Here is a 21,295-nt window from a genome sequence, read left to right on the forward strand (position 1 = left end):
GTCTCATCCGGGTCCAATGCCAGTGCCTGATGGCCGCAGCCGCCCAGAACATCAAGAAGATCGCAATGGCCCTCACCAAGGCCAGCCAACCGAGCCCCGCATAAGCAGAGGGAATCTGAACGGCCCGTTCAAAACATCCAGTCAACCTCGAAACTCAACACAAAATAAAACCCCGCCAAAAAATGACGGGGTTTGTCAGCGGTCTGAGCGGCGCCCGATTGGGCGCCGCTTCTTTTTGATCTTGGGAGGATCAAGGACATGGCGGCTTAAGTCCGCCAGCCCGGGCATGACGGTCGAAGACCGTCAGCCAGTCTTAGTTGATATGAGCCTCGATGGCCTTCGGGGTTTCCACCTGCTCAGCCGCGATGGAGATACGACGGGGCTTCATGGCTTCCGGAATGTTGCGCAACAGATCGATGTGCAGCAAACCATTTTTCAGCGAAGCCGCCTGGACCTCGACATGATCGGCGAGCTGGAAGCGGCGCTCGAAGGCGCGCTTGGCGATGCCGCGATAAAGATATTCGCTGACTTCAGCCGGCTCTTCGCTCTTTTCGCCCTTGACCTGCAGGACATGGGCATGGGCCTCGATGCTCAGTTCCTTTTCATCGAAACCGGCAACGGCCATGGTGATGCGATAGGTATTCTCACCGGTGCGCTCGATGTTGTAGGGCGGATAGGTCTGAGCCTGATCCGGCTGCGCAAGACTGTCGAGCATGGTGAAGAGACGGTCGAAACCGACGGTGGACCGGTAAAGGGGAGAGAAGTCTACGTGACGCATGGAGTCCTCCTGTGAGCGACAATTGCGATTTCTATTTTTGTCCCATGACCCCACTCCTGGCGGCCTCGGGACGGTTCCGCGAGCCCGTTTGGCACCCGCAGAGAGGAGATGGGGATCGTTTTTCGGGAGTTCAAGCCCCCTGTGCCACCGCTCGCATTTTGCGGAAAAGCACTGCGTGAACCGCAGATGAACGGGCGGTTCGGAACCGGTTCAGGCTGGCAAGCCTACCAATAAATCATCGGAACACCATCGTCCGATGACTGAAGTGTATCGTCCCTTCTTCTTCAGTCTTGCTCGGCCGGCGAAGCGGATCTCTCTATCCCGCGAGCCGGCCTTTTTCTTTCCAGCCGCCCAAGCAGTTCCAGGAAGAGTGCAACGCGGCTTTCCGTCCGGAATTGCGTCAAAGCGGACAACTACCGCAACAGCTTCAGCGAGCCCGTCAGCGACTTCACCCATTTCGATGGACCCGCTATTCCCAGACCGTCGATCACTTCCGCCGCGAGGTCGCGATCGGGAAACGTTGCCTCGTACTCCCTGTAGTCGTGCAGCGAGCGTGCGAAAGCCGGAAACGCGACGACGGCCCGTTCGCCCTGTTGCGGCAATGCCTTCAGCAGCAGCGACCGGATGGTATCGGCATCCGCCTGCAGCATCGGAACCGGCATGTTCGAACTGATGTCGATGGCCCGAACCTCCCTATCTGTCAGTTGCCGCGCTGCGAGCGCGGGAAATCGCGCGCCTAACCCGATCGCGATGGCGCCGGCGGTATTGGCGATCAGCCCAAGCGGCAGATCCGGATTGATGACGATGGCGAGACGGATATCAGGAAGCATGGGAACCCTGTTTTTGGTGTCGATGTTCTCAAGAAGAATATCCCCAACACTACGGAGAATCCTACCTTTTATTGCCAGGATTTGACTATATATGGTAGAATCTACCCATATTGACCCATATCGAGGCCACATATGCCCTTTCCACTTGAACCGATGGACCTGCGAATCCTCGGAGCGCTCCAGAAAGACGGACGCCTGACAAACCAAGCGCTTTCGTCCGAAGTCGGGCTCTCGACCTCTCCATGCTGGCGACGCGTGCGCCAACTGGAAGAAACCGGAGTCATTCAGGGCTATACGGCGACCCTCGACAGGCGCCAGATCGGCCTCGGCGTGCTTGCTTTCATCAGGGTGAAGATCGACAGCCATAGCGAGGCCGAAGCCGAAGAATTTTCGCGCGACGTCCTGAAGCTGAGCGAAGTCGTGGCATGCTACAGCATTGCCGGGGATGCGGATTTCCTGCTGCAGGTCGTTGCCGCGGACCTCGATAGCTATGCGGATTTCGCCATGGCAGTTGTTCGCCGCTTGCCGCGCATCAAGGAGATGCAGACGACTTTCGTGCTCAAGGAAATCAAGCCCTTCAAGGGCTTTCCGCTGGATGTTGGCCGGCGATAGTAACAGAAGGCGTGGAATGCCGGATGCCGCACGAAGGTGGTCGCTCGTCATGCCGACAAAGCGACAAACCTATTGCAATTCCTCCATCCGATTGCAAAGTCTACCGTAAATTGCTCCCTTTACGAGCGAAACCTGGCTGCGGTGCATGTCCCGACAGCCCTTTACGTTTGGATCGAAGCCATCCTATTCTACGAATAGTGGCAGCCCACCCGGGGTATTGAATGTCGGCCTTCCGTTTCTCGAAGATTTCCGCATCGCTGAACGCGCTGCTCGCTGCAATCGGCCTGTTGACAGTGGCTGCACTGACGACGCCGTACATAACCGGACAGACCAGGCTCATCCTGGAAGTCCTGCTCGTCAGCATTTGGGCTGCTTACGTTCTGCAATTGATCGAGACGCTGATCATGCAGCGGACGAGAGGCGTTCGCGGCCATGCACTGGAAATCGCCGTCGACGTCCTTGCCGTTTTGATTCCCATGGCCGCATTCTTTTTCATACGCGGGCGCGATCAAAGCCTCTATTGTGCCATCTGGCTGCTGAAGCCGCTGCGCGGCTCAACCTTCTTCAGGCTGCTGGGCAGGGTTCTGACCAAGGAAGCGCGCAACCTGATCGGCGTCACTTCCATTTTCGGCATTGTTCTGTTCGGCGCAGCGCTCGCAGCCTATATCATCGAGCGCGACGTCCAGCCTGACAAGTTCGGCAGCATTCCGCTGGCGATGTGGTGGGCGGTAGTGACGCTGTCGACCACCGGCTACGGCGACGAGATTCCGCAAAGTTTCGCCGGTCGCGTCCTTGCCGGGCTGGTCATGATGAGCGGAATCGGCATCTTTGCGCTGTGGGCCGGTATCCTCGCCACCGGCTTCTACGAAGAAGTTCGTCGCCAGGATTTCGTGCGCAATTGGCAGCTGGTTGCGGCGGTGCCGCTGTTCCAGAAGCTTGGTTCGGCCGCACTCATCGAGATCGTGCGAGCGTTGAGACCCCGTGTCGTGCCGGCGGGCGGCATAATCTGCCGCAAGGGCGAGACCGGCGACCAGATGTTCTTCATCGTCGAGGGCCGCGTCAGCGTCGCCACACCGAACCCTGTGGAACTTGGCACCGGCAGCTTCTTCGGCGAAATGGCACTGATCAGCGGCGAACCTCGCTCGGCGACCGTCAGCGCCGCAACTGAGGTCTCGCTGCTATCGCTCTATTCCTCGGATTTCCAGATGCTGTCGAGTAGCAGCCCGGAGATTGCCGACATCATCCGCCAAACCGCACTCGAACGACGCGGTGCGACACCGAAGACCTGATGCAGACGGAGAATATCGGCACAGGGTATGCGTGCCGCAGGGACCGCCAACAAACCATTTGCAATTCCCCCAAGCTGCGCTATCCCCTTGAGAAGGACCATTCCGTCAGCGAGGCACGACACCGTCATGGATTCGATCCTCTACTCCACAGCAGACAATCCGGTGCCGGAGAACCGCACCGAGGGGTTCTTCGAGAGCTTCGACGGGCGCAAGTTGCGCTACGCCATCTTCCGTTGCGAGCAGCCGGTTGCCAAGGGAACCGTCGTGCTTCTGCAGGGCCGCAACGAGTTCATGGAGAAATATTTCGAGACGATCCGCGACCTCACGGCCAAAGGTCTTTGGGTCGCGACCTTCGATCTTCGCGGCCAAGGCGGATCGGAGCGGCTGTTGAAGGATCCGTTGCGCGGCCATGTCCGCCGGTTTTCGGATTACGAACGCGACCTGACGGCTTTCCTCGACAAGATCGTCCTGCCGGACACGCGCCTGCCGTTCTTTCTCCTTGCGCATTCGACCGGCGCTTTGATTGCCATGTCCGCCGCACCGCGACTCGGGAGCCGCATTGAACGCATGGTGCTGTCGGCGCCCTTTATCGGCCTGATGGGTCACGGCGCCTCCCCCAACCTCATCCGCTTTCTCTCCAGTGCGGTCAGCAATGTCGGGCTTGGCCGGATGCAGTTCAGCAAGAAATTCAAGGAGAGGCCATTCGCCGAGAACCCGCTGACGACGGACGAGCAACGCTACCGGCGCAACATCGGCATTGGCACGACCCATCCGCAACTCTGCCTGGGACCACCGACGGCACGCTGGCTGTCGCAGGCATTCCGGACAATCGAGCGCGTCAACAGGCCCGAACACCTGTTCTCAATCCCCATTCCGACCATTCTGATTGCGCCGACGCGAGACGGCGTCGTGCCCTATATCGATCAGGAGCGGCTGGCGCGTTATTTCCGGGCCGCGCAACTCGTGCCCATTCACGGCGCCAAGCATGAAATCCTGCAGGAGCGGGATATCTATCGCAACCAGGCCCTCGCCGCCATCCACGCCTTCATTCCCGGCAGCGATGCGGTGGCGAATGCTTACGAAGTGGAAGCCGGGGCTTAAGCGATCCGTTTTTCACGGATCGCTTGGCAAACTGTCGGCAGCCTCAGGCCTTAGAGTAATTCCAGGAAAAGCGCGCAGCGGTTTTCCGTCCGGAATTGCGTAAAAACAATAAGTTAGAGCGGCTCTCAGATTCCGTGAAAAACTGAACCGCTCTAGCGAGACAGGATGGCGCGAGCTTGCTCATAAACAGCACGGCTGCCTGCTGCGATGATCGATCCGCCCATCTCCGGACGGCCGCCATCCCAAGTGGTGATGATGCCGCCGGCCTGTTCGATAACCGGGATGATACCGCCGACATCATAGGGTTTCAGCGAATTCTCGACAACGAGATCGACATGACCGGCCGCAAGCAGCGCATAGGCATAGCAATCCGTGCCATAGCGAAAGAGCCGAACCTGGCTCTCGATTTCGCGATATCTGGCAAGTTCTTCGCCGACGAAGAGATGGGGCGACGTTGTAAAGAGAATGGCGTTTGACAGGCTGCCGCAATCGCGGACCTGCAACCGTCTTTCCCCATCCGGGCCCGAATAGGTGGAACCATTGCCATCGGCGAAATAACGCTCGCCGGTAAAGGGCTGGTCGATCATGCCCATGATAGCACGGCCGTTCTTCTGCAGGCCGATCAGCGTTCCCCATACCGGGACACCGGAAATGAAGGCGCGCGTGCCGTCAATCGGATCGATCACCCAGACATGCTCGCGATCGAGACCGACGCTGCCATGTTCTTCACCCAGAATGCCGTGATCGGGAAACTCGGCCTCGATCAGGGACCGAATCGCCACTTCGGCGGCGCGATCTCCTTCCGTCACCGGATCGAAGCCCTTGGCTTCCTTGTTGACCACATCGATGCCGGCTCGGAAGCGCGGCAGGGTTTCGGCCTTGGCCGCTTCGGCCAGGCGGTAGAAGAACGAGCGATCGGGAAGCATGGTCAATCCGGGTAAGTGACGGGATGGCGAAGTCATAGCGCATATGGATCATGAAGCAAACCGGATGATGACGCCATAGGCGGAATGCCTGCCGATCGGGCAGAATTTTCCAATCTGCCTAAATATTTTGCACTGCAAAATATTGCTTGACATTTGTGCATTGCAGCATCATCATCCAGCTACAGTCTTCTGACTGTAAATGCCCTTCCTGGGTGTTTCCTCCCTAGACTTAACCGCGCCACGAGCGCGGTTCTTTTTGTCGGGATATCCCGAGAAACCAGGCGCCAAGCCGCAAGGACCGACACCGCCGGCCAGCCGCCTCCCTGATATCGATTGGATTGCTTGCCCGGCGAAACACGCACCGGAAGATCAGAAGCAAATAGGGGCGTTTCTATTCCGCAGCCAACGCCGGGTCGCCGGTGTAGGATTCCACATGCTCGGCAATGCGCTTCATGAAAAGCGTGATGGCGGATGCGACCTGGTCGAAATCCGGGCGCTTCTCCAGCGTCGTCTCATCGACATAGAGAGCGCGATTGACCTCGATCTGCAGGGCGTGAAGCCCGCGAGAAGGACGGCCGTAATGCTCGGTGATGAAGCCCCCTGCATAGGGCTTGTTGCGCACGGCGTTGAAACCGAGTTCCTCAAGGATCTGCATGGCGGCGCGGGATAGCTCCGCCGAGGCGCTGGTGCCGTAGCGATCACCGAGAATGAAATCCGGACGCATATTGCTGCCGGCGATGCGAATATTGCCGGGCATGGAATGGCAATCCACAAGAACGCCGAAACCGAATTTTACATGGGTGCGCGCAATCAGCCGCCGGAGGGTGGCGTGATAGGGCTTGTATATCGTGTCGATCCGCCTCAGGGCATCCTCGACCGGGACGCGGCGCGCATAGATCTCCATATTTTCTGCGACGATTCGCGGGATGGTCCCGAGGCCGCCGGCGACCCTTAGCGAATTGATATTGGCATAGGATGGCAACGCGCCGTCGAACATGCGCGGATCGAGCTCATAGGGCTCGCGATTCACGTCGATATAGGCGCGCGGAAAATTGGCAAACAGCAGCGGCGCACCAAGGGAACTTGCCGCCGAAAAAAGCTCTTCGACGTAATGATCTTCCGAGCGGCGGATGGCGATGCCCTGCAGGCGGGATTGAGCGATGAAATCGGGGGGGTAAATGCGCCCGCTATGCGGCGAACTGTAGACAAACGGTATCGTCTGGGAGCCGGGCTCCAATACCTCGAAAATCTCGAAACTACGCATTTCCGCGGACATCAACGTCTTTACCATGTCAACAACTTGTCGCAATAGTCATGTTGCCAGCTGCATGACAGCAAGTCCATAGTAACTTGAACGAAATGGCCTTAATCCAAAGCGCCGTAGTCGAATTCTCCGAATGCGCGATCAGCGGAAACTTAAGAGGTTTTCGCGGAATTCGCTCGTGCCTCGAACAAATGCCAAATTGGCGCGTTATGCCCCACCATTCACGGCTTGTTTACGGCGGAGCGTTAACCTAAACCCTCGACGTGCCCAACCAGACAAGATTGATTAGCGATAGAGATGATGACCCAGAAGATACTTCTTGCCGAAGATGACAACGACATGCGTCGCTTCCTTGTGAAGGCGCTCGAAAAAGCCGGCTACAAGGTCTTGTCCTTTGACAATGGAGCCAGCGCTTACGACCGGCTGCGCGAAGAACCGTTCTCGCTGCTTTTGACTGATATCGTCATGCCGGAAATGGACGGCATCGAGCTGGCGCGCCGCGCCACCGAACTCGATCCCGACCTGAAGGTGATGTTCATCACCGGTTTTGCCGCCGTCGCATTGAACCCTGATTCGAAGGCGCCGAAGGATGCGAAGGTCCTTTCCAAGCCTTTCCACCTTCGAGAACTCGTTGACGAAGTCAACAAACTCCTTGCCGCGTAAGGCTTTTGGCGGCCACGTCACAAAACCGAAAAAAAGCCTATTGACGGCAACCAAGGTTTTGTGATCTATGCGCCGCCATCGGATGGGCGTGTAGCTCAGCGGGAGAGCACTACGTTGACATCGTAGGGGTCACAGGTTCAATCCCTGTCACGCCCACCATCCTAATTCGCTGAAAAGCAAGGCCTTTCGAGAAATCGAAAGGCCTTTTTAGTTTCATATCGATCGGCAGGGCCCGAACGTCGTCAAAGCGGATCCAGCCGAAGAACAGCCCAACGGCCTGAGAAGAATTGCGGGCGCTCAGCGATCCAGGAAATTCCGGAACACTGCCGTCGTCGGATAGGCATAGGCGCCACGGTCGATAAAACCTTGGCGGTAGAGGCAGGCTCGCAGAGCCAGCCAGTAAAGCGTACTGTTCGGGTCGGACGACCCACGTCGCCAGGAATAGGCCTCGGGCTCGCAATAATTGAGTGCCCTGTCGTATCTTGCCATCACCACCGGATCGCTATCGGCACGAATGCCTTGGTGGATCTGATAGTTCGAAGGCGCCTCGCCTGCGGAGACGCATGCCAGGCTCAAAATCGCTCCCAGCGCTAACATCATTCTCATGTGCTTCGATCTCCAACTTGCCGCGTCTCGAAAAATTCGAGCGCAAGTCGAGAATAATCGCCTTTTGAAAGATAGCCAATCACATGGTTGAGTCGGCTGTGATTGCGGTTTGCACGCAGCCTGCGACACAAGTTCCCGCCACAAGCCGCTTGACTTCCGGCCGGACCGTCATCCTACTGTCATATCAGCGCATCGATCATACGGGAGGATGAGATGACGGTGATGAAGCGGCAGTTCTACAAGAACCACAAGCCCAATGGTGACGAATATATGTTCCACCTCGCCCGCGACACCGAAAGCGGCGAGGTCTTCGTCATTCGCCAGGCGGATTTTGTCGTCGACGGCGGCAGCGAGAAAGCCATGACCCTCTACGAATTCCTGGCCGGCGGCGGCAATCGTCAGAATGCCCTGCTGCAGCTGATCGGCTCGCTCGTCCCGGAAGCGGCGCCGCACTGAGGCTGTAGCGCAGAGGCGCGCAGCCGTTCTGAAACAACGGCTGGCGTAACGTCAGCATCCTGAAGCGCAAGAAGCAAATCTGAAAGATCGCGATGCGCTTCGGGCTTGGCTTCTGCTTCGGGTTGACTGCCACATTTTGATCGGCGAATCTGCACCGGCTTGAAAGGAGCCCCTCTTATGCGATTCGCAGGCATTGCTTTTGGATTGACGATATTGGCCGCAACGTCGGCCGGCGCAGTGGAAAACTTCCCGTCGCAGGGCGTGACCGTCGTCAGCGGAAAATGTTCAAAACTCGTGGTCGGCAAACTTGATGCCTCCAAGGGCTGCACGGGCGAACTCGCCAGCGTGACGGGGCCAGATGGCTCAGTGACCTTCATTTTCACGTCCGGCGGTAAAATGCTCGGCTTCCAGGGCGACGGCAGAGGCATCAAACCAGGCAGCCAGAAGGGCACGGCACAGTTGCCGATCGACGTTATTTCGACCGGCGCCGGCAACAAGATGTCTGGCGTCGAAGCAAAGGGCACTTGCACCTTCGCAAACCCCTATGCCGGCAAGCCGGTCACCATCGAATGCTCGGCCAAATCGCCCAAAATGAGTTTCAACGGCAGCTTCACATCCGACGGCAAGACGCCCAGACACAAGTAGCCATCACTTATCGAATGGCCTGTGGCTGGACTAGTGCCGCGAGCCGGGTTTCCGCTTCTTGCCATGATTGGCATCGGCCGGCGCCTCGCGCGACAGGTCGGCGCCATTGATATGGGCGGGAACATGGACATCTTCATGCGTCACGGGATGCAAGGTCAGATCGACATGATGCGGTGGCAAGACCTGCGCCTGGCGAAGCGTATTGGATCGCGCTTTCTTCTGCCGTTCAGTCAGCTCCGGCTTCGGCTCCTGCGCTTTACGATGAATGGGATTGGGGCTCATGGAAGCTTCTCCTATCGGTCACTGTCGTCAGGGTAAGAAGGACGGTACAAACAAGCCTGATGGGCAAACGCCACCTTTCCCGTTTGGTTCCTCAAATTCTCAATCTTGAAAGCAGAGCCATCGAGGGGGATTTCAACCCTAGACACTTGACGTGCGTCGCGACTTCACTAACTTATAAGCATCTCCGCGGCCCTCCTGACATCGGTGGCGGATTGAACTTTGGTGCCGGGCCCCTCTGGCGAGAGTTTTTACGGCGCTCTCGCGATGTCGGTACCGCCTGCAGATGAGCCGGCGGACTTCTTTCCATGAATAGCTTGACCATGCCTCATCCGCATGCCGTCTTCGGCATGTGGCTGCGCGCTTTAACGGGCTTCACCACCCTTCTCGGCGGGGTGCGTCCATGACGTCGCCCACCGCTTCCAAATCTGTACTCAGCTATTTCGGCTGGGCCTTTGCCGTCACCGTGGGTGGCCTGGCTCTTGGTGCCTTTTTAGGCTGGAACACGACCGGCACGCTCGGCGGCCTCGCCACGGCTTTCTTCATCTGCGCGGTCCTGGCCGTGCTGGAGATTTCGCTTTCCTTCGACAATGCCATCGTCAACGCCAACAAGCTGAAGGAAATGACTCCGGTCTGGCAACATCGCTTCCTGACCTGGGGGATCATTATTGCCGTCTTCGGCATGCGCATCGTCTTTCCGCTGGCAATCGTCGCCATCGCTGCCTGGATCGACCCCTGGGAGGCGCTGAAGCTCGCCGCGACCAAGCCCGAGCAATATGCCGAGATCATGCAGGCCGCACATCTGCCCATCGCCGCCTTCGGCGGCACCTTCCTGATGATGGTGGGCCTGACCTATTTCTTCAACTATGAGAAGGATGTTCACTGGATCGGCTTCATAGAGAAGCGGATGGCGCATTTCGCCACCGTCAAGGGCATCGAAATCGCCTTCGTGCTGATTCTCGTTCTCATCTTCACCTCGGTGCTTTACGGTGATGATGCCACGACCTTCCTTCACGCTTCGATCTATGGCCTCCTGACCTTTCTCCTAGTGGAAGTCCTGGCGGGCTTTCTGGATGCGTCTCAAAGGACGATGAGTGCGGCGGCAAAGGGCGGCTTCGGCGCTTTTCTCTATCTTGAAATCCTCGATGCCAGCTTCTCCTTCGATGGCGTCATCGGCGCCTTCGCCCTCACCCAGAACCTGTTCATCATCGCCATCGGCCTCGGCATTGGCGCCATGTATGTCCGCTCGATGACGATCATGCTGGTGGAAAAAGGCACGCTGGCCCATTACCGCTACCTCGAACACGGTGCCTTTTATGCGATATTGATCCTCTCGGTGATCATGTATGTGCAGACGCTGACGCACATCCCCGAAGTCGTCACCGGCCTTGGCGGCGCGGCCCTGATCGGCATCTCGCTCTGGTCGTCGATCCGTTACAACAAGCGCAACGGCCTCAACCACGCGCCGGTGCACGACGAAGAGAGAGATCGGGCGGAAGCCTGAGCAATCACGCTGCAATCGCCGCCGCCGAAAGACGGGCGGCGGCGCCTTCCATGACGGAAGCCGCTTTCGACGGCTCCGCGGTTTTGATTGCGCATAGTGCTGGGGTCAGGACTCATTGTCTGAGATAGATGGAGACGGTTGCACCGATGCAGACGGATGAGAAGAAAGCGTGGGCGCATCGATCGTAGCGGGTGGCGATCCGTCGCCAGTCTTTGATGCGGCCGAACATGTTTTCGATTTTAGCGATAGCTGTCGTAGCCACGGTCCCCAATCAGCGTTTTCGCGGCCGGACGCGCATCCAGCATGAGTGCGGCACCCTTGCGATCGCTCATCGGGCCTTCGGTGAGCAACATGACAGCTCCTGTTCGCCGTCATGGAAGCAATCTCGCCCGCATCATGCAAGAAACTTAATAGGTCCTGAGCCTAGAGCAATTCCAGGAAAAGTGCGCAGCGGTTTTCCGTCCGGAATTGCGTAAAAACAATAAGTTAGAGCGGCTCTCAGATTCCGTGAAAAACTGAACCGCTCTAGACAAGAGAATTATGGCGATACTCTACTATTGATCGCATTCGGTGCGAGCGCTCGATCGAAGAATGCCGGGATTTCTTCGCCGAGTTGCTTCAGAAATTCCGTGCGATCGAAGCCGGGCGGGTCGGCGCTGATGTCGCCATCCAATGTCGGAATCGGAGCGCTGGCGGGGTTCATGAAGGCGAAGTGCCCGGCATTGGCGATGACGCGATAGCCCGCTCCGGGAAGGTTCTGCCCGATCCATGCGGCGTGAAAGCGTGGCGGTAACCAGCGGTCCTTTTCCGCGGCGTAGATCAGGCTCGGCACGGTGATGGCCTTCAGGGATTGCTCCGTGAACATGACGCCGACGGGCGCCATGGCGACGATCGCGCGGACACGCGGATCGGCGGTCGACTCGAGCACAAGTGGCGCCTGCATTTGGCGCATGTCGCGGACCATGCCGCAGGAGATCGGGTCTTCCGCGGTGTCCTTCGCGCAATGCGCGCCGATCCGGGATAGATCGACCTGCCCTCCCGCCAAGGCCACCACGGTGTAGCCGCCGGCCGAGTGCCCGGCAGCGCCGATCCGCGGACCTTTGGCATCCGTCGCGATGCGGTCCTTCCATTCGGGGTCCGCAAGCAGCGCGTCGATCAGGCGCGAGACCTGCCGGGGCCGCTCCGTGAAGTAGGCGCCCGGCGGCTTTTGCCACAGCGAGCTGTCTTGGTAACTGTCGCCCGGATGACGCAGCGCCGCCACCAAATAGCCGTCCCGCGCGAGGGCCTCGGCCAAGCTGCTTTGCCCGAATTCCGAACCACCTGTTCCGTGGCTGATCACGATGAGGCCTTTGGTCTTTGCCTCCGGAGCGGCCATGGGGGTTGCGTTGACCGTGAACGACCCCACCACCATCGAGCGCATAGGCGCCTGCGTCGGGTAGTACAGAGCGGCCGGGATCTTCTCGGGGTTGGTGACGGAGGGCGGGACCTCGTAGGGCCGCCACCCTGCCTCGGCGGCGCTCGCTGCGCCGAAGAGCAGGCCCATCACCATCGGTGTGCTGCAGAACAGCAAGGCGGCCGAGCGGAGCCGCTTGTAAATCGCAATTGTCATTGATGCACCTCTTGTGAGCCGCTATCCTGTTACGTAAGGGCAGCCGAGCAGGTCGAGCCCGATTTCGCGAACGGTAGGGTTTATTCGCCAGTGACCATTCCCGGCATCTTCTCGGCAGCTGCGCCCCTTCAGTGGCGCCGTCCCGCCGCCATCTTGCTCCCACTCGTCGTCGCGACGGCGCTTGCCGTAACGGGTGCGTTCGGCACTTATGTCAGCATGACGCTTCCACTCCGCCTGTTGCATTTCGCCGGGGTCGCCATTGCCATCTGCGCGATCGCCTTTGCGCTCTGCGAAATCGTTCAGCGATTTTGGTTCGGCGGCGCATTGCCATTTTGGGCGATGCTTGCAATTGGCGCCATCACAGCTCCGGTCGGCGGCTGGATCGTTCTCGAAGCCTTGGGCTTGTCGGCGCCTCGGGCGCTTGCCCATGTTACCTATTCCGAGCTGACGATCCAGGTGCTGCTGTCCAATCTCGCGATCGCAAGTCTCGGCTGGACCTTGCTCCGGCAGTCCCGCCCACAAAGCACCGCATGCGAGGCGCAGCAGCAGCTTCATCCGACTACCGACCAGGCGTTGCGCGCGAAGCTTCCGGTCGGGATCCGCAACGCCGCCATCCTCGCCCTGAGCGCCGAGGACCATTACGTGAGGGTACGGACCGACCGCGGCGAGGCCTTGATCCTGATGAATCTCGCAGCCGCGATTGCGGCGCTTGGCGAGGATGGCGGCGTGCGTGTCCATCGCTCGCATTGGGTGTCACACCAGCTCGCCGAAAAGGCCTCGATGCGAGCCTGCCGGCGCGGCGTTCGCGTCAATGACGACACGGTGCTGCCGGTCAGCCGTTCTGGCCGAAAGCTGCTGAACGAGGTCTGGACGGGCTAATGGAGTTCAGGCCGCCTTTCGTCCGACCGAGACAGCGGGAAGGAGCCCTTTTTTGAGCAGACTCGCAGCGGTGCGATGCGCCTTCAGATGCGTCGCGCCAGCGCAGGCCGTTGCGGATGACGATGCCGCTCAGGACGCGATGGTCGTCAACGCGCGGAACGCCGTGAGACGACGGAAAACACGGCTCGATGCGCTTCATCTGCGCCTGCGACAGCCAAAACAAATCGCTCATGACGGCTCTTGTTCGCCGTTATGGAATCAATCTCGTACCCATCATGCAAGAAATTTAATAGGTCCTGAGCCTAGCCGAGAACTTTCACTGATGTTTCCAGATTAAAGTCGCCGATTGTTTACGATCTCGACGTATTAACGCTGCGCTTTAAGAAAAAATATCGCAATCGCGATGGAAATTGTCGAAGGAGCTTGGCGAAAGCACAATGGTTGTGCATCGTTAAAAGACGCTCCAAGTGAGATGTCCAGGAGAGGCAGAGCATGGCGGCAAAAATCGTTCCGGTGATCATGGCAGGTGGCAAGGGCACGCGGCTTTGGCCGCTGTCGCGCGCTTCCGCTCCGAAGCAGTTCATTCAGTTCATCGGCGACAGCACGCTGTTTCAGAACACGCTGAAGCGCGTTGCGGATCCTGAGCTCTATGAGGCACCGATCGTTCTGACCAATGAGGAATTCCGCTTCCTCGTCGCCGAACAGGCACGCGAGCTGGATCTGAAGCTGGCAGCCATATTGCTGGAGCCGGTCGCCCGCAATACCGCCGCAGCCGTCGCTGCCGCCGCGGAACTTGTTGCCGAGCTTTTCGACAAGGACGCGATCATGCACGTCCTTGGTTCCGACTACGAGATCGACGCCGGCAAGACCTATTACGATTGCGTGCGCCTGGCGCGCGACACCGCGCTTCAAGGCAAGCTCGTCACCTTCGGCATCAAGCCCACCGAGCCGGCCACCGGCTATGGCTACATCGAAAGCGGCAAGGCGCTGCCATCAGGCGCGCATGCCGTCAAGCGCTTCGTCGAGAAGCCTGTCCTGGAAAAGGCCGAGGAGATGGTTGCGAGCGGCCATTTCTACTGGAACTCGGGCATGTTCATGTTCTCAGCCGCTCAGCTTCTCGCCGAGATGAAGGAATTTGCGCCCGACGTCGAAAAGGCCGCCAGCAAGGCCGTTTCCAAATCGACGCGCGATCTGGATTTCACCCGCCTGGATGCGGATCATTTCTCCAAGAGCCCGAACATCTCGATCGACTACGCGCTGATGGAAAAGACCGCCAATGCCGCCGTCGTTCCCTCGCCCTTCACCTGGTCCGACCTCGGCAGCTGGGATGCGGTCTGGAAAGTCGGCAAGCGCGACGAAAGCGGCAACGTCTCCACCGGCGCCGCGACGCTGGTCAACACGAAGAATTCGCTCGTGATGTCGCACAGCCTCCATGTGGCCGTGCAAGGCCTTGAAGACGTCGCCGTCATCGCCAGTGAAGACGCCGTCTATGTCGGGCCTCTCAAGGACAGCCAGGAAGTCGGCAAGCTCGTCAAATTGCTGGCAAGCGAGAAAAAGACCGCCAAGCTCACAGAGACGCACCCGACCTCCTATCGCCCATGGGGCGGCTACACGTCGGTGCTGAATGGCGACCGCTTCCAGGTCAAGCGCATCTTCGTGCTGCCGGGCAAGAAGCTGTCTCTGCAGAAGCATCACCATCGTTCCGAGCACTGGGTCGTCGTCAAGGGTACGGCGGAAGTGACGGTCGGCGAGAATGTGCAGATGCTGCGCGAAAACGAATCGGTCTATATTCCGCTTGGCGAAGTGCATCGCCTGGCTAACCCGGGCAAGATCCTGCTGGAACTGATCGAAGTACAGACCGGCTCCTACCTCGGCGAAGACGATATCATCCGCCTCGTCGACGAGTTTGGCAGAAGCTGACAGCAAGCAGATCGATTGAGATTTCAGAACGGCGGGCGAAAGCTCGCCGTCTTTGCTTTTGGCTTTGAACCGCAAGACTTTGATGAAATGCCGACACGCCTTGCTTTCTTTCGCTGCATTGCACACACTGCCCGTGGGAACGGCAATCATCGCACAATGATGCGGGCTAGGCGAAGAGACATATGGCGATCAAGGCAAGCATCTATCATCTCACTCACTACAAGTATGACAATCCGGTCCGCCTTGGCCCCCAGATCATCCGCTTGAAACCCGCCTCGCATTCCAAAACCCATGTGCTGAGCCACTCGCTGAAGGTCACACCATCAAATCATTTCGTGAATCTGCAGCAGGATCCCTACGGCAACTATCTCGCCCGGTTCGTCTTTCCCGATCCGGTGACAGAACTGAAGATCGAGGTCGATCTCGTCGCCGACATGACGGTCTACAATCCCTTCGACTTCTTCGTCGAAGAGGAAGCCACCAGATGGCCCTTCGACTATCCCGAGACCATCCGCGAGGATCTGTCGATCTATATGAAGCCAGAGGAGCCCGGCCCCCGGCTGAAAGCCTTCCTCGCCACGCTCGACCGCTCAGAACAAAAAACCGTCGACATGGTCGTCGGCCTCAATACGCGCCTGCAGAATGAGATCGGCTACGTCATCCGCATGGAAGCCGGCGTACAGACGCCCGAGGAGACCTTGGAAGCGGCTAGGGGTTCCTGCCGCGACACGAGCTGGCTGCTGGTGCAGGTGCTGCGCCACCTCGGCCTCGCCGCCCGCTTCGTCTCCGGCTATCTCATCCAGCTCACGCCCGACCTGAAGGCGCTCGACGGCCCTTCCGGCACCGAAGTCGATTTCACCGACCTGCATGCCTGGGCGGAAGTCTATTTTCCCGGCGCCGGCTGGGTTGGCCTCGATCCGACCTCGGGGCTGCTCACCGGCGAGAGCCATATTCCGCTTGCCGCCACGCCGCATTATCGCAATGCCGCCCCGATCTCCGGCGGCTACTTCGGCGAGGCCAAGACCGAATTCGACTTCGCAATGACGGTCACCCGCGTCGCCGAACATCCGCGCATCACCAAGCCGTTCTCCGACGAAAGCTGGGAAGCGTTGAATGAGCTCGGGGAAAAGGTCGATGCCGTCCTCAGACAAGACGACGTGCGCCTGACGATGGGCGGCGAGCCGACCTTCGTCTCGATCGACGATTTCCAGTCTGAAGAATGGAACACCGCCGCCGTCGGCCCGACCAAACGCGACCTTGCCGATCAGTTGATCCGGCGCCTGCGCGAGCGCTTCGCGCCCGGCGGCTTCCTGCATTATGGCCAGGGCAAATGGTATCCCGGCGAAAGCCTGCCCCGCTGGACCTTCTCGCTTTACTGGCGCAAGGACGGCCGGCCGATCTGGCAGAACCCCGCTCTGATCGCCGAAGAAACGGCACAGACCGGTGCGGACTCGGAGAGCGCCGGCAAGCTTCTGAATGCGATTGCCAAGGAACTGGCGATCGAGCCTGACATGGTGCAACCGGCTTACGAAGACCCGGCTGAATGGATCGTCAAGGAGGGGAGCCTGCCCGAGAACGTCGATCCTTCCAATTCGAAGCTCAAGGATCCCGAGGAGCGTAGCCGCATCGCCCGTGTTTTCGAGCGCGGTCTGACGACTCCAACCGGCTACATACTGCCCATACAGGCATGGAACGCGCGCGCCGGCGGTACCCGCTGGGTCAGTGAAAAGTGGCGCACACGCCGCGGCAAGATTTTCCTTGTCCCCGGCGATTCGCCGGTCGGCTATCGCCTGCCGCTCGGCACGCTCCCTTATGTGCCGCCGTCACGCTACCCCTATATCCACACGGCCGATCCCTCCATTCCGCGCACGCCTCTGCCCGACGTCATCGTGCCGGCTGGCCGCGCCATGCCAGAAGCCTCGTTCCAGGTGGACGAAAGCTCGCAATCGCGGGTCGAACAGACGCTCGGCGAAATCGGCGGCGCCGTTCGCACCGCGATCTCTGTCGAACCGCGTGACGGTCGGCTTTGCGTCTTCATGCCTCCGGTCGAAAAGATCGAACATTATCTCGAACTGTTGGCGGCCGCCGAGAATGCCGCGGCTGAACTTGCGCTGCCGGTTCACATCGAAGGCTATTCGCCGCCACAGGACGAACGCATCAACGTCATTCGCGTCGCGCCCGACCCGGGCGTGATCGAGGTCAATATCCATCCTGCGTCGAACTGGCACGACTGCGTCGACATCACGACGGCGGTTTACGAAGAGGCGCGACAGACACGTCTCGGCACAGACAAATTCCTGATCGACGGGCGTCACACCGGCACCGGTGGCGGCAATCATGTCGTCGTTGGCGGCGCCAATCCGAACGACAGCCCGTTCCTTCGCCGCCCCGACCTGTTGAAGAGCCTGGTGCTGCACTGGCAGCGCCATCCATCGCTCTCCTATCTCTTTTCCGGCCTGTTCATCGGCCCGACCAGCCAGGCGCCGCGCATCGACGAAGCCCGCCATGACAGCCTCTATGAGCTGGAAATCGCGCTTGCACAGGTGCCTGCGCCCGGCCGCGGCAACTCGCCTCTGCCCTGGCTGGTCGACCGGCTTTTCCGCAATCTTCTGACCGACTCCAGCGGCAACACCCATCGCTCGGAAATCTGCATCGACAAGCTGTTCTCGCCGGATGGCCCGACAGGACGCCTCGGCCTCGTCGAGTTCCGCGGTTTCGAAATGCCGCCGAATGCCCGCATGAGCCTTGCCCAGCAATTGCTGGTGCGCGCGCTGATCGCCCGCTTCTGGCGCAACCCCATCGACGGCCGGTTCGTGCGCTGGGGCACGACGCTGCATGATCGCTTCATGCTGCCGCATTATATCTGGCAGGATTTCCTTGACGTGCTCGCCGATCTCCGTGAAAACGGCTTCGATCTGCGGCCGGAATGGTTTCAGGCGCAGCTCGAATTCCGTTTCCCCTTCTGCGGCGAGGTGGAATATGAGGGCTGCAAGCTGGAACTGCGCCAGGCGCTGGAGCCGTGGCATGTGCTCGGCGAAGAAGGTGCTGTCGGCGGCACCGTGCGTTATGTCGATTCATCGGTCGAGCGCCTGCAGGTTCGGTTCGAGACCGCCAATCCCTCCCGCTATACGGTTACCTGCAACGGCCGTCCCGTGCCGCTGACGCCGACGGGAATGGCGGGCGTTTCGGTCGCCGGCGTGCGCTACAAGGCCTGGCATCCGGCCTCGGGCCTGCATCCCGTCCTGCCCATCGACACGCCGCTGACCTTCGATATCTACGATACATGGTCACGCCGTTCGATCGGCGGCTGCATCTACAATGTTGCTCACCCGGGCGGCCGGAACTATGACACCTTCCCCGTCAATGGCAACGAGGCGGAAGCGCGACGTCTTGCGCGTTTCGAGCCTTGGGGGCATACAGCGGGTGGCTATGCCCTGAGACCGGAGACTGCATCGGTGGAATTCCCGCTGACACTCGACCTCAGGCGGCCGGCAGGAATTTGAGACGGAACTATGCATGAGTAGAAAACCGGCGACGGAACGGCGGGACGACGTAAAGACTGGCATCGGCAAGGCGCCGGCCTTTGCCTATCGTCCTTTGCCTGGTGTCGCCGATGAAATGGTCGACAATAAAGGCGCCGTCCGCCCGGTCTGGCAAAACCTTCTGTCGGCGCTGTCGCGCATGTCGGAACAGGAGCTGACCGAGCGCTTCGCCCGCGCCGATCGCTATCTACGCGATGCGGGCGTTTTCTATCGAGCCTATGGGACGACGGGCGTCAGCGAACGCGGCTGGCCGATCTCGCATATTCCCGTGCTCATCGATGAGCGCGAGTGGCAGTCGCTGTCGGAGGGCTTGCGCCAGCGCGCCGATCTGCTCGAAGAGATTATCGCCGACATCTATGGCGACAGTCGTCTGGTGAACGAAGGACTGTTGCCGCCGGCCTTGATCGCGGCCAATCCCGAATTCCTACGCCCGCTCGTCGGCGTTAAGCCTGCGCATGGCCACTACCTGCATTTCCTGGCGTTCGAAGTCGGCCGCGGTCCGGATGGTAATTGGTGGGTGCTCGCCGACCGCGCCCAGGCACCATCGGGTGCCGGCTTCGCACTCGAAACCCGCGTCGCCACCACCCGAGCGTTCTCCGATATCTATGCCGAAACCAAAGTCCATCGCCTCGCCTCCTTCTTCGGCGCCTTTCGCGATGCGCTGCTCGGCGGCAAGCGCGGCACCGAGGGACGCGTCGCCGTTCTGACGCCGGGGCCTGCCAACGAGACCTATTACGAGCACGCCTATATCGCCCGCTATCTCGGTTTCATGCTGCTGGAAGGCGAGGATATCACCGTCGTCAACGACCAGCTGATGGTGCGCACGGTCGCAGGGTTGCGGCCAATCAGCGTGCTCTGGCGCCGTCTCGATGCAGCCTATGCCGATCCGCTGGAGCTCAACCAGCAATCCCATATCGGCACGCCAGGCATAGTCGAAGCGTTGCGGGCACAGACGGTAACCATCGTCAATGCCCTCGGCTCCGGCATCCTTGAGACACGCGCCCTGCTCGCCTTCATGCCGACCATCTGCCGGCATCTGCGCGGTGAGGAGTTGAAGCTTCCGTCGATCGCGACCTGGTGGTGCGGCCAGAAGAGCGAACGCGAGCATGTCGCCGCCAACATCGAGAAAATGGTGATCGGTCCAGCCTATTCCCGCATGCCATTCTTCGATGACAACGGCCAATCAGTGCTGGGCTCGACATTGCGCAGCACCGCCCGCGATTCGATCGCAGACTGGCTGGCGACCGAAGGCCAGAAGCTGGTCGGCCAGGAAGTGGTGACGCTTTCGACCACGCCGGCCTGGGTCAACGGCAAGCTGACGCCGCGGCCGATGAGCCTGCGCGTGTTCGCCGCCCGCACGGAAAACGGCTGGCAGATCATGCCCGGCGGCTTCGCCCGCATCGGCAGCGGCGATGATGTCGCCGCCATCGCCATGCAGGCCGGCGGCTCGGCGGCCGACGTCTGGATCGTCTCCGACAAGCCCGTCGAAGCCCATACGCTGCTGCCGACCGAAGAAACTTTCACCCGCAATATGCCGGGCAGCCTGCCGAGCCGCGCCGCCGACAACCTCTTCTGGCTCGGCCGCTACATCGAGCGTGCCGAAGGGGCGCTGCGCATCTTACGCGCCTGGCACGGGCGTTTCGCCGAAGCGGCCGATCCGAAGCAGCCGCTGCTTGCCGACGTCAGCGACTATCTTGCCGCCATCGACATCGATACCAAGCAGGCGGTGCCGGAAAATCTGCTGCGTAACATCGATAGCGCAGTCTATTCGGCCAGCAATATCCGCGATCGCTTCTCTCCGGACGGCTGGCTGGCACTGAACGACCTTGCCAAGACGGCACGCCGCTTCAAGGAAGGCGTGAAGCACGGCGATGACGCCAGCCATGCGATGACGATCCTGCTGCGCAAGCTCGCGGGCTTTGCCGGCCTCGTGCACGAGAACATGTATCGCTTCACCGGCTGGCGCTTCCTGTCGCTCGGCCGCTATATCGAACGCGGCCTGCACATGACGCGACTGCTCGGCCATATGTCCGGCCCCGATGCGCCCGATGGCGCACTCGACATGCTGCTGGAAATCGGCGATAGCGTCATGACCCATCGCCGCCGCTACAACGTCAATACCGCTCGCCTGACGGTGACGGACCTTTTGGCGCTCGATCCCCTCAACCCGCGCTCGATCCTCTTCCAGATGAATGAGATCCACCGTGAGGTCGAGCAACTGCCGAATGCTTTCGTCAACGGCCAGATGTCGCCCTTCTATCGCGAGGCCATGCGGCTGCATTCGGGGTTGGCCGTGATGACGCCGGAAACGATGACAGTCGAGGTCTACCAGCAGCTCGCGCGCGAACTGGAGCGGCTTTCCGACCTGCTGGCACGCACCTATCTCGGATGA

At 60.0% G+C, this 21,295-nt stretch carries 18 protein-coding genes, 1 tRNA gene and 1 pseudogene; 12 read left to right on the forward strand and 8 right to left on the reverse strand.

Features of this window, described 5'->3' with window-relative positions:
- Positions 1-313: 313 nt before the first annotated feature.
- Together GA0061102_RS15260 and GA0061102_RS15265 are read right to left on the reverse strand one after the other, a co-directional pair.
- Positions 314-778, reverse strand: coding sequence for an Hsp20 family protein (locus GA0061102_RS15260; protein WP_092849998.1), 465 nt, complete (start codon positions 776-778; stop codon positions 314-316).
- Between the two features lie 413 nt (positions 779-1,191).
- Positions 1,192-1,608, reverse strand: coding sequence for a DUF2000 domain-containing protein (locus GA0061102_RS15265; RefSeq protein ID WP_092850000.1), 417 nt, complete (start codon positions 1,606-1,608; stop codon positions 1,192-1,194).
- A 132-nt stretch (positions 1,609-1,740) separates the two neighbouring features.
- Here GA0061102_RS15265 and GA0061102_RS15270 point away from each other — a divergent pair, with 132 nt between their 5' ends.
- The 3 genes from GA0061102_RS15270 to GA0061102_RS15280 all read left to right on the forward strand — a co-directional run bounded on the left by GA0061102_RS15270 (position 1,741) and on the right by GA0061102_RS15280 (position 4,610).
- On the forward strand, positions 1,741-2,220 hold the full coding sequence (locus tag GA0061102_RS15270) for an Lrp/AsnC family transcriptional regulator (protein ID WP_092850004.1): 480 nt from the start codon (positions 1,741-1,743) through the stop codon (positions 2,218-2,220).
- A gap of 221 nt (positions 2,221-2,441) precedes the next feature.
- On the forward strand, positions 2,442-3,509 hold the full coding sequence (locus tag GA0061102_RS15275) for a cyclic nucleotide-gated ion channel (protein WP_092850008.1): 1,068 nt from the start codon (positions 2,442-2,444) through the stop codon (positions 3,507-3,509).
- A 126-nt stretch (positions 3,510-3,635) separates the two neighbouring features.
- Entirely contained in the window at positions 3,636-4,610 is a 975-nt protein-coding gene (locus GA0061102_RS15280) for an alpha/beta fold hydrolase (RefSeq protein WP_092850014.1), read from the forward strand.
- 152 nt (positions 4,611-4,762) lie between these two features.
- Here the strand turns inward: GA0061102_RS15280 and hisN are convergent, their stop codons facing one another.
- On the reverse strand, positions 4,763-5,536 hold the full coding sequence (gene hisN, locus GA0061102_RS15285) for a histidinol-phosphatase (protein WP_092850023.1): 774 nt from the start codon (positions 5,534-5,536) through the stop codon (positions 4,763-4,765).
- A 391-nt stretch (positions 5,537-5,927) separates the two neighbouring features.
- Positions 5,928-6,827: an N-formylglutamate amidohydrolase gene (locus tag GA0061102_RS15290; protein WP_245298025.1), complete on the reverse strand. Its 900-nt coding sequence runs from the start codon at positions 6,825-6,827 to the stop codon at positions 5,928-5,930.
- 273 nt (positions 6,828-7,100) lie between these two features.
- Between GA0061102_RS15290 and cpdR1 the strand changes: the two genes are divergently transcribed.
- Together cpdR1 and GA0061102_RS15300 are read left to right on the forward strand one after the other, a co-directional pair.
- Positions 7,101-7,463, forward strand: coding sequence for a response regulator CpdR1 (cpdR1, locus tag GA0061102_RS15295; protein WP_004117561.1), 363 nt, complete (start codon positions 7,101-7,103; stop codon positions 7,461-7,463).
- Between the two features lie 84 nt (positions 7,464-7,547).
- Positions 7,548-7,622: transfer RNA gene (locus tag GA0061102_RS15300), tRNA-Val, on the forward strand.
- Between the two features lie 138 nt (positions 7,623-7,760).
- Here GA0061102_RS15300 and GA0061102_RS15305 read toward each other — a convergent pair.
- On the reverse strand, positions 7,761-8,069 hold the full coding sequence (locus GA0061102_RS15305) for a hypothetical protein (RefSeq protein WP_092850031.1): 309 nt from the start codon (positions 8,067-8,069) through the stop codon (positions 7,761-7,763).
- A 213-nt stretch (positions 8,070-8,282) separates the two neighbouring features.
- On the opposite strand from GA0061102_RS15305, the gene GA0061102_RS15310 reads away from it, so the two are divergent.
- On the forward strand, positions 8,283-8,525 hold the full coding sequence (locus tag GA0061102_RS15310; RefSeq protein ID WP_092850041.1) for a hypothetical protein: 243 nt from the start codon (positions 8,283-8,285) through the stop codon (positions 8,523-8,525).
- A gap of 177 nt (positions 8,526-8,702) precedes the next feature.
- Entirely contained in the window at positions 8,703-9,170 is a 468-nt protein-coding gene (locus tag GA0061102_RS15315; protein ID WP_092850046.1) for a hypothetical protein, read from the forward strand.
- 30 nt (positions 9,171-9,200) lie between these two features.
- Here the strand turns inward: GA0061102_RS15315 and GA0061102_RS15320 are convergent, their stop codons facing one another.
- Positions 9,201-9,452, reverse strand: coding sequence for a hypothetical protein (locus GA0061102_RS15320; protein WP_092850053.1), 252 nt, complete (start codon positions 9,450-9,452; stop codon positions 9,201-9,203).
- Positions 9,453-9,852: 400 nt separating this feature from the next.
- Here GA0061102_RS15320 and GA0061102_RS15325 point away from each other — a divergent pair, with 400 nt between their 5' ends.
- A complete protein-coding gene (locus GA0061102_RS15325) occupies positions 9,853-10,953 on the forward strand; it encodes a DUF475 domain-containing protein (protein ID WP_092850061.1) in 1,101 nt (366 codons plus the stop codon).
- 538 nt (positions 10,954-11,491) lie between these two features.
- Here GA0061102_RS15325 and GA0061102_RS15330 read toward each other — a convergent pair.
- Positions 11,492-12,562, reverse strand: a complete 1,071-nt coding sequence (locus GA0061102_RS15330; RefSeq protein ID WP_092850064.1) for an alpha/beta hydrolase family protein — start codon at positions 12,560-12,562, stop codon at positions 11,492-11,494.
- Positions 12,563-12,652: 90 nt separating this feature from the next.
- Here GA0061102_RS15330 and GA0061102_RS15335 point away from each other — a divergent pair, with 90 nt between their 5' ends.
- A complete protein-coding gene (locus GA0061102_RS15335; protein ID WP_092850074.1) occupies positions 12,653-13,441 on the forward strand; it encodes a LytTR family DNA-binding domain-containing protein in 789 nt (262 codons plus the stop codon).
- Between the two features lie 88 nt (positions 13,442-13,529).
- Here the strand turns inward: GA0061102_RS15335 and GA0061102_RS32620 are convergent.
- Positions 13,530-13,673 (reverse strand): annotated as a pseudogene (locus tag GA0061102_RS32620) (transposase); the annotation flags it as partial.
- 260 nt (positions 13,674-13,933) lie between these two features.
- Between GA0061102_RS32620 and GA0061102_RS15345 the strand changes: the two are divergent.
- The 3 genes from GA0061102_RS15345 (at position 13,934) to GA0061102_RS15355 (ending at position 21,295) form a co-directional block, all read left to right on the forward strand.
- Complete coding sequence (locus GA0061102_RS15345) at positions 13,934-15,361, forward strand: mannose-1-phosphate guanylyltransferase/mannose-6-phosphate isomerase (RefSeq protein WP_092850080.1); 1,428 nt, start codon at positions 13,934-13,936, stop codon at positions 15,359-15,361.
- A gap of 182 nt (positions 15,362-15,543) precedes the next feature.
- Positions 15,544-18,864: a transglutaminase family protein gene (locus GA0061102_RS15350; protein WP_092850083.1), complete on the forward strand. Its 3,321-nt coding sequence runs from the start codon at positions 15,544-15,546 to the stop codon at positions 18,862-18,864.
- A 13-nt stretch (positions 18,865-18,877) separates the two neighbouring features.
- A complete protein-coding gene (locus tag GA0061102_RS15355; protein ID WP_092850089.1) occupies positions 18,878-21,295 on the forward strand; it encodes a circularly permuted type 2 ATP-grasp protein in 2,418 nt (805 codons plus the stop codon).

Origin of the sequence: Martinezella miluonensis (assembly GCF_900094545.1) — a bacterium.
In the GTDB taxonomy this organism is placed as follows: domain Bacteria; phylum Pseudomonadota; class Alphaproteobacteria; order Rhizobiales; family Rhizobiaceae; genus Rhizobium; species Rhizobium miluonense.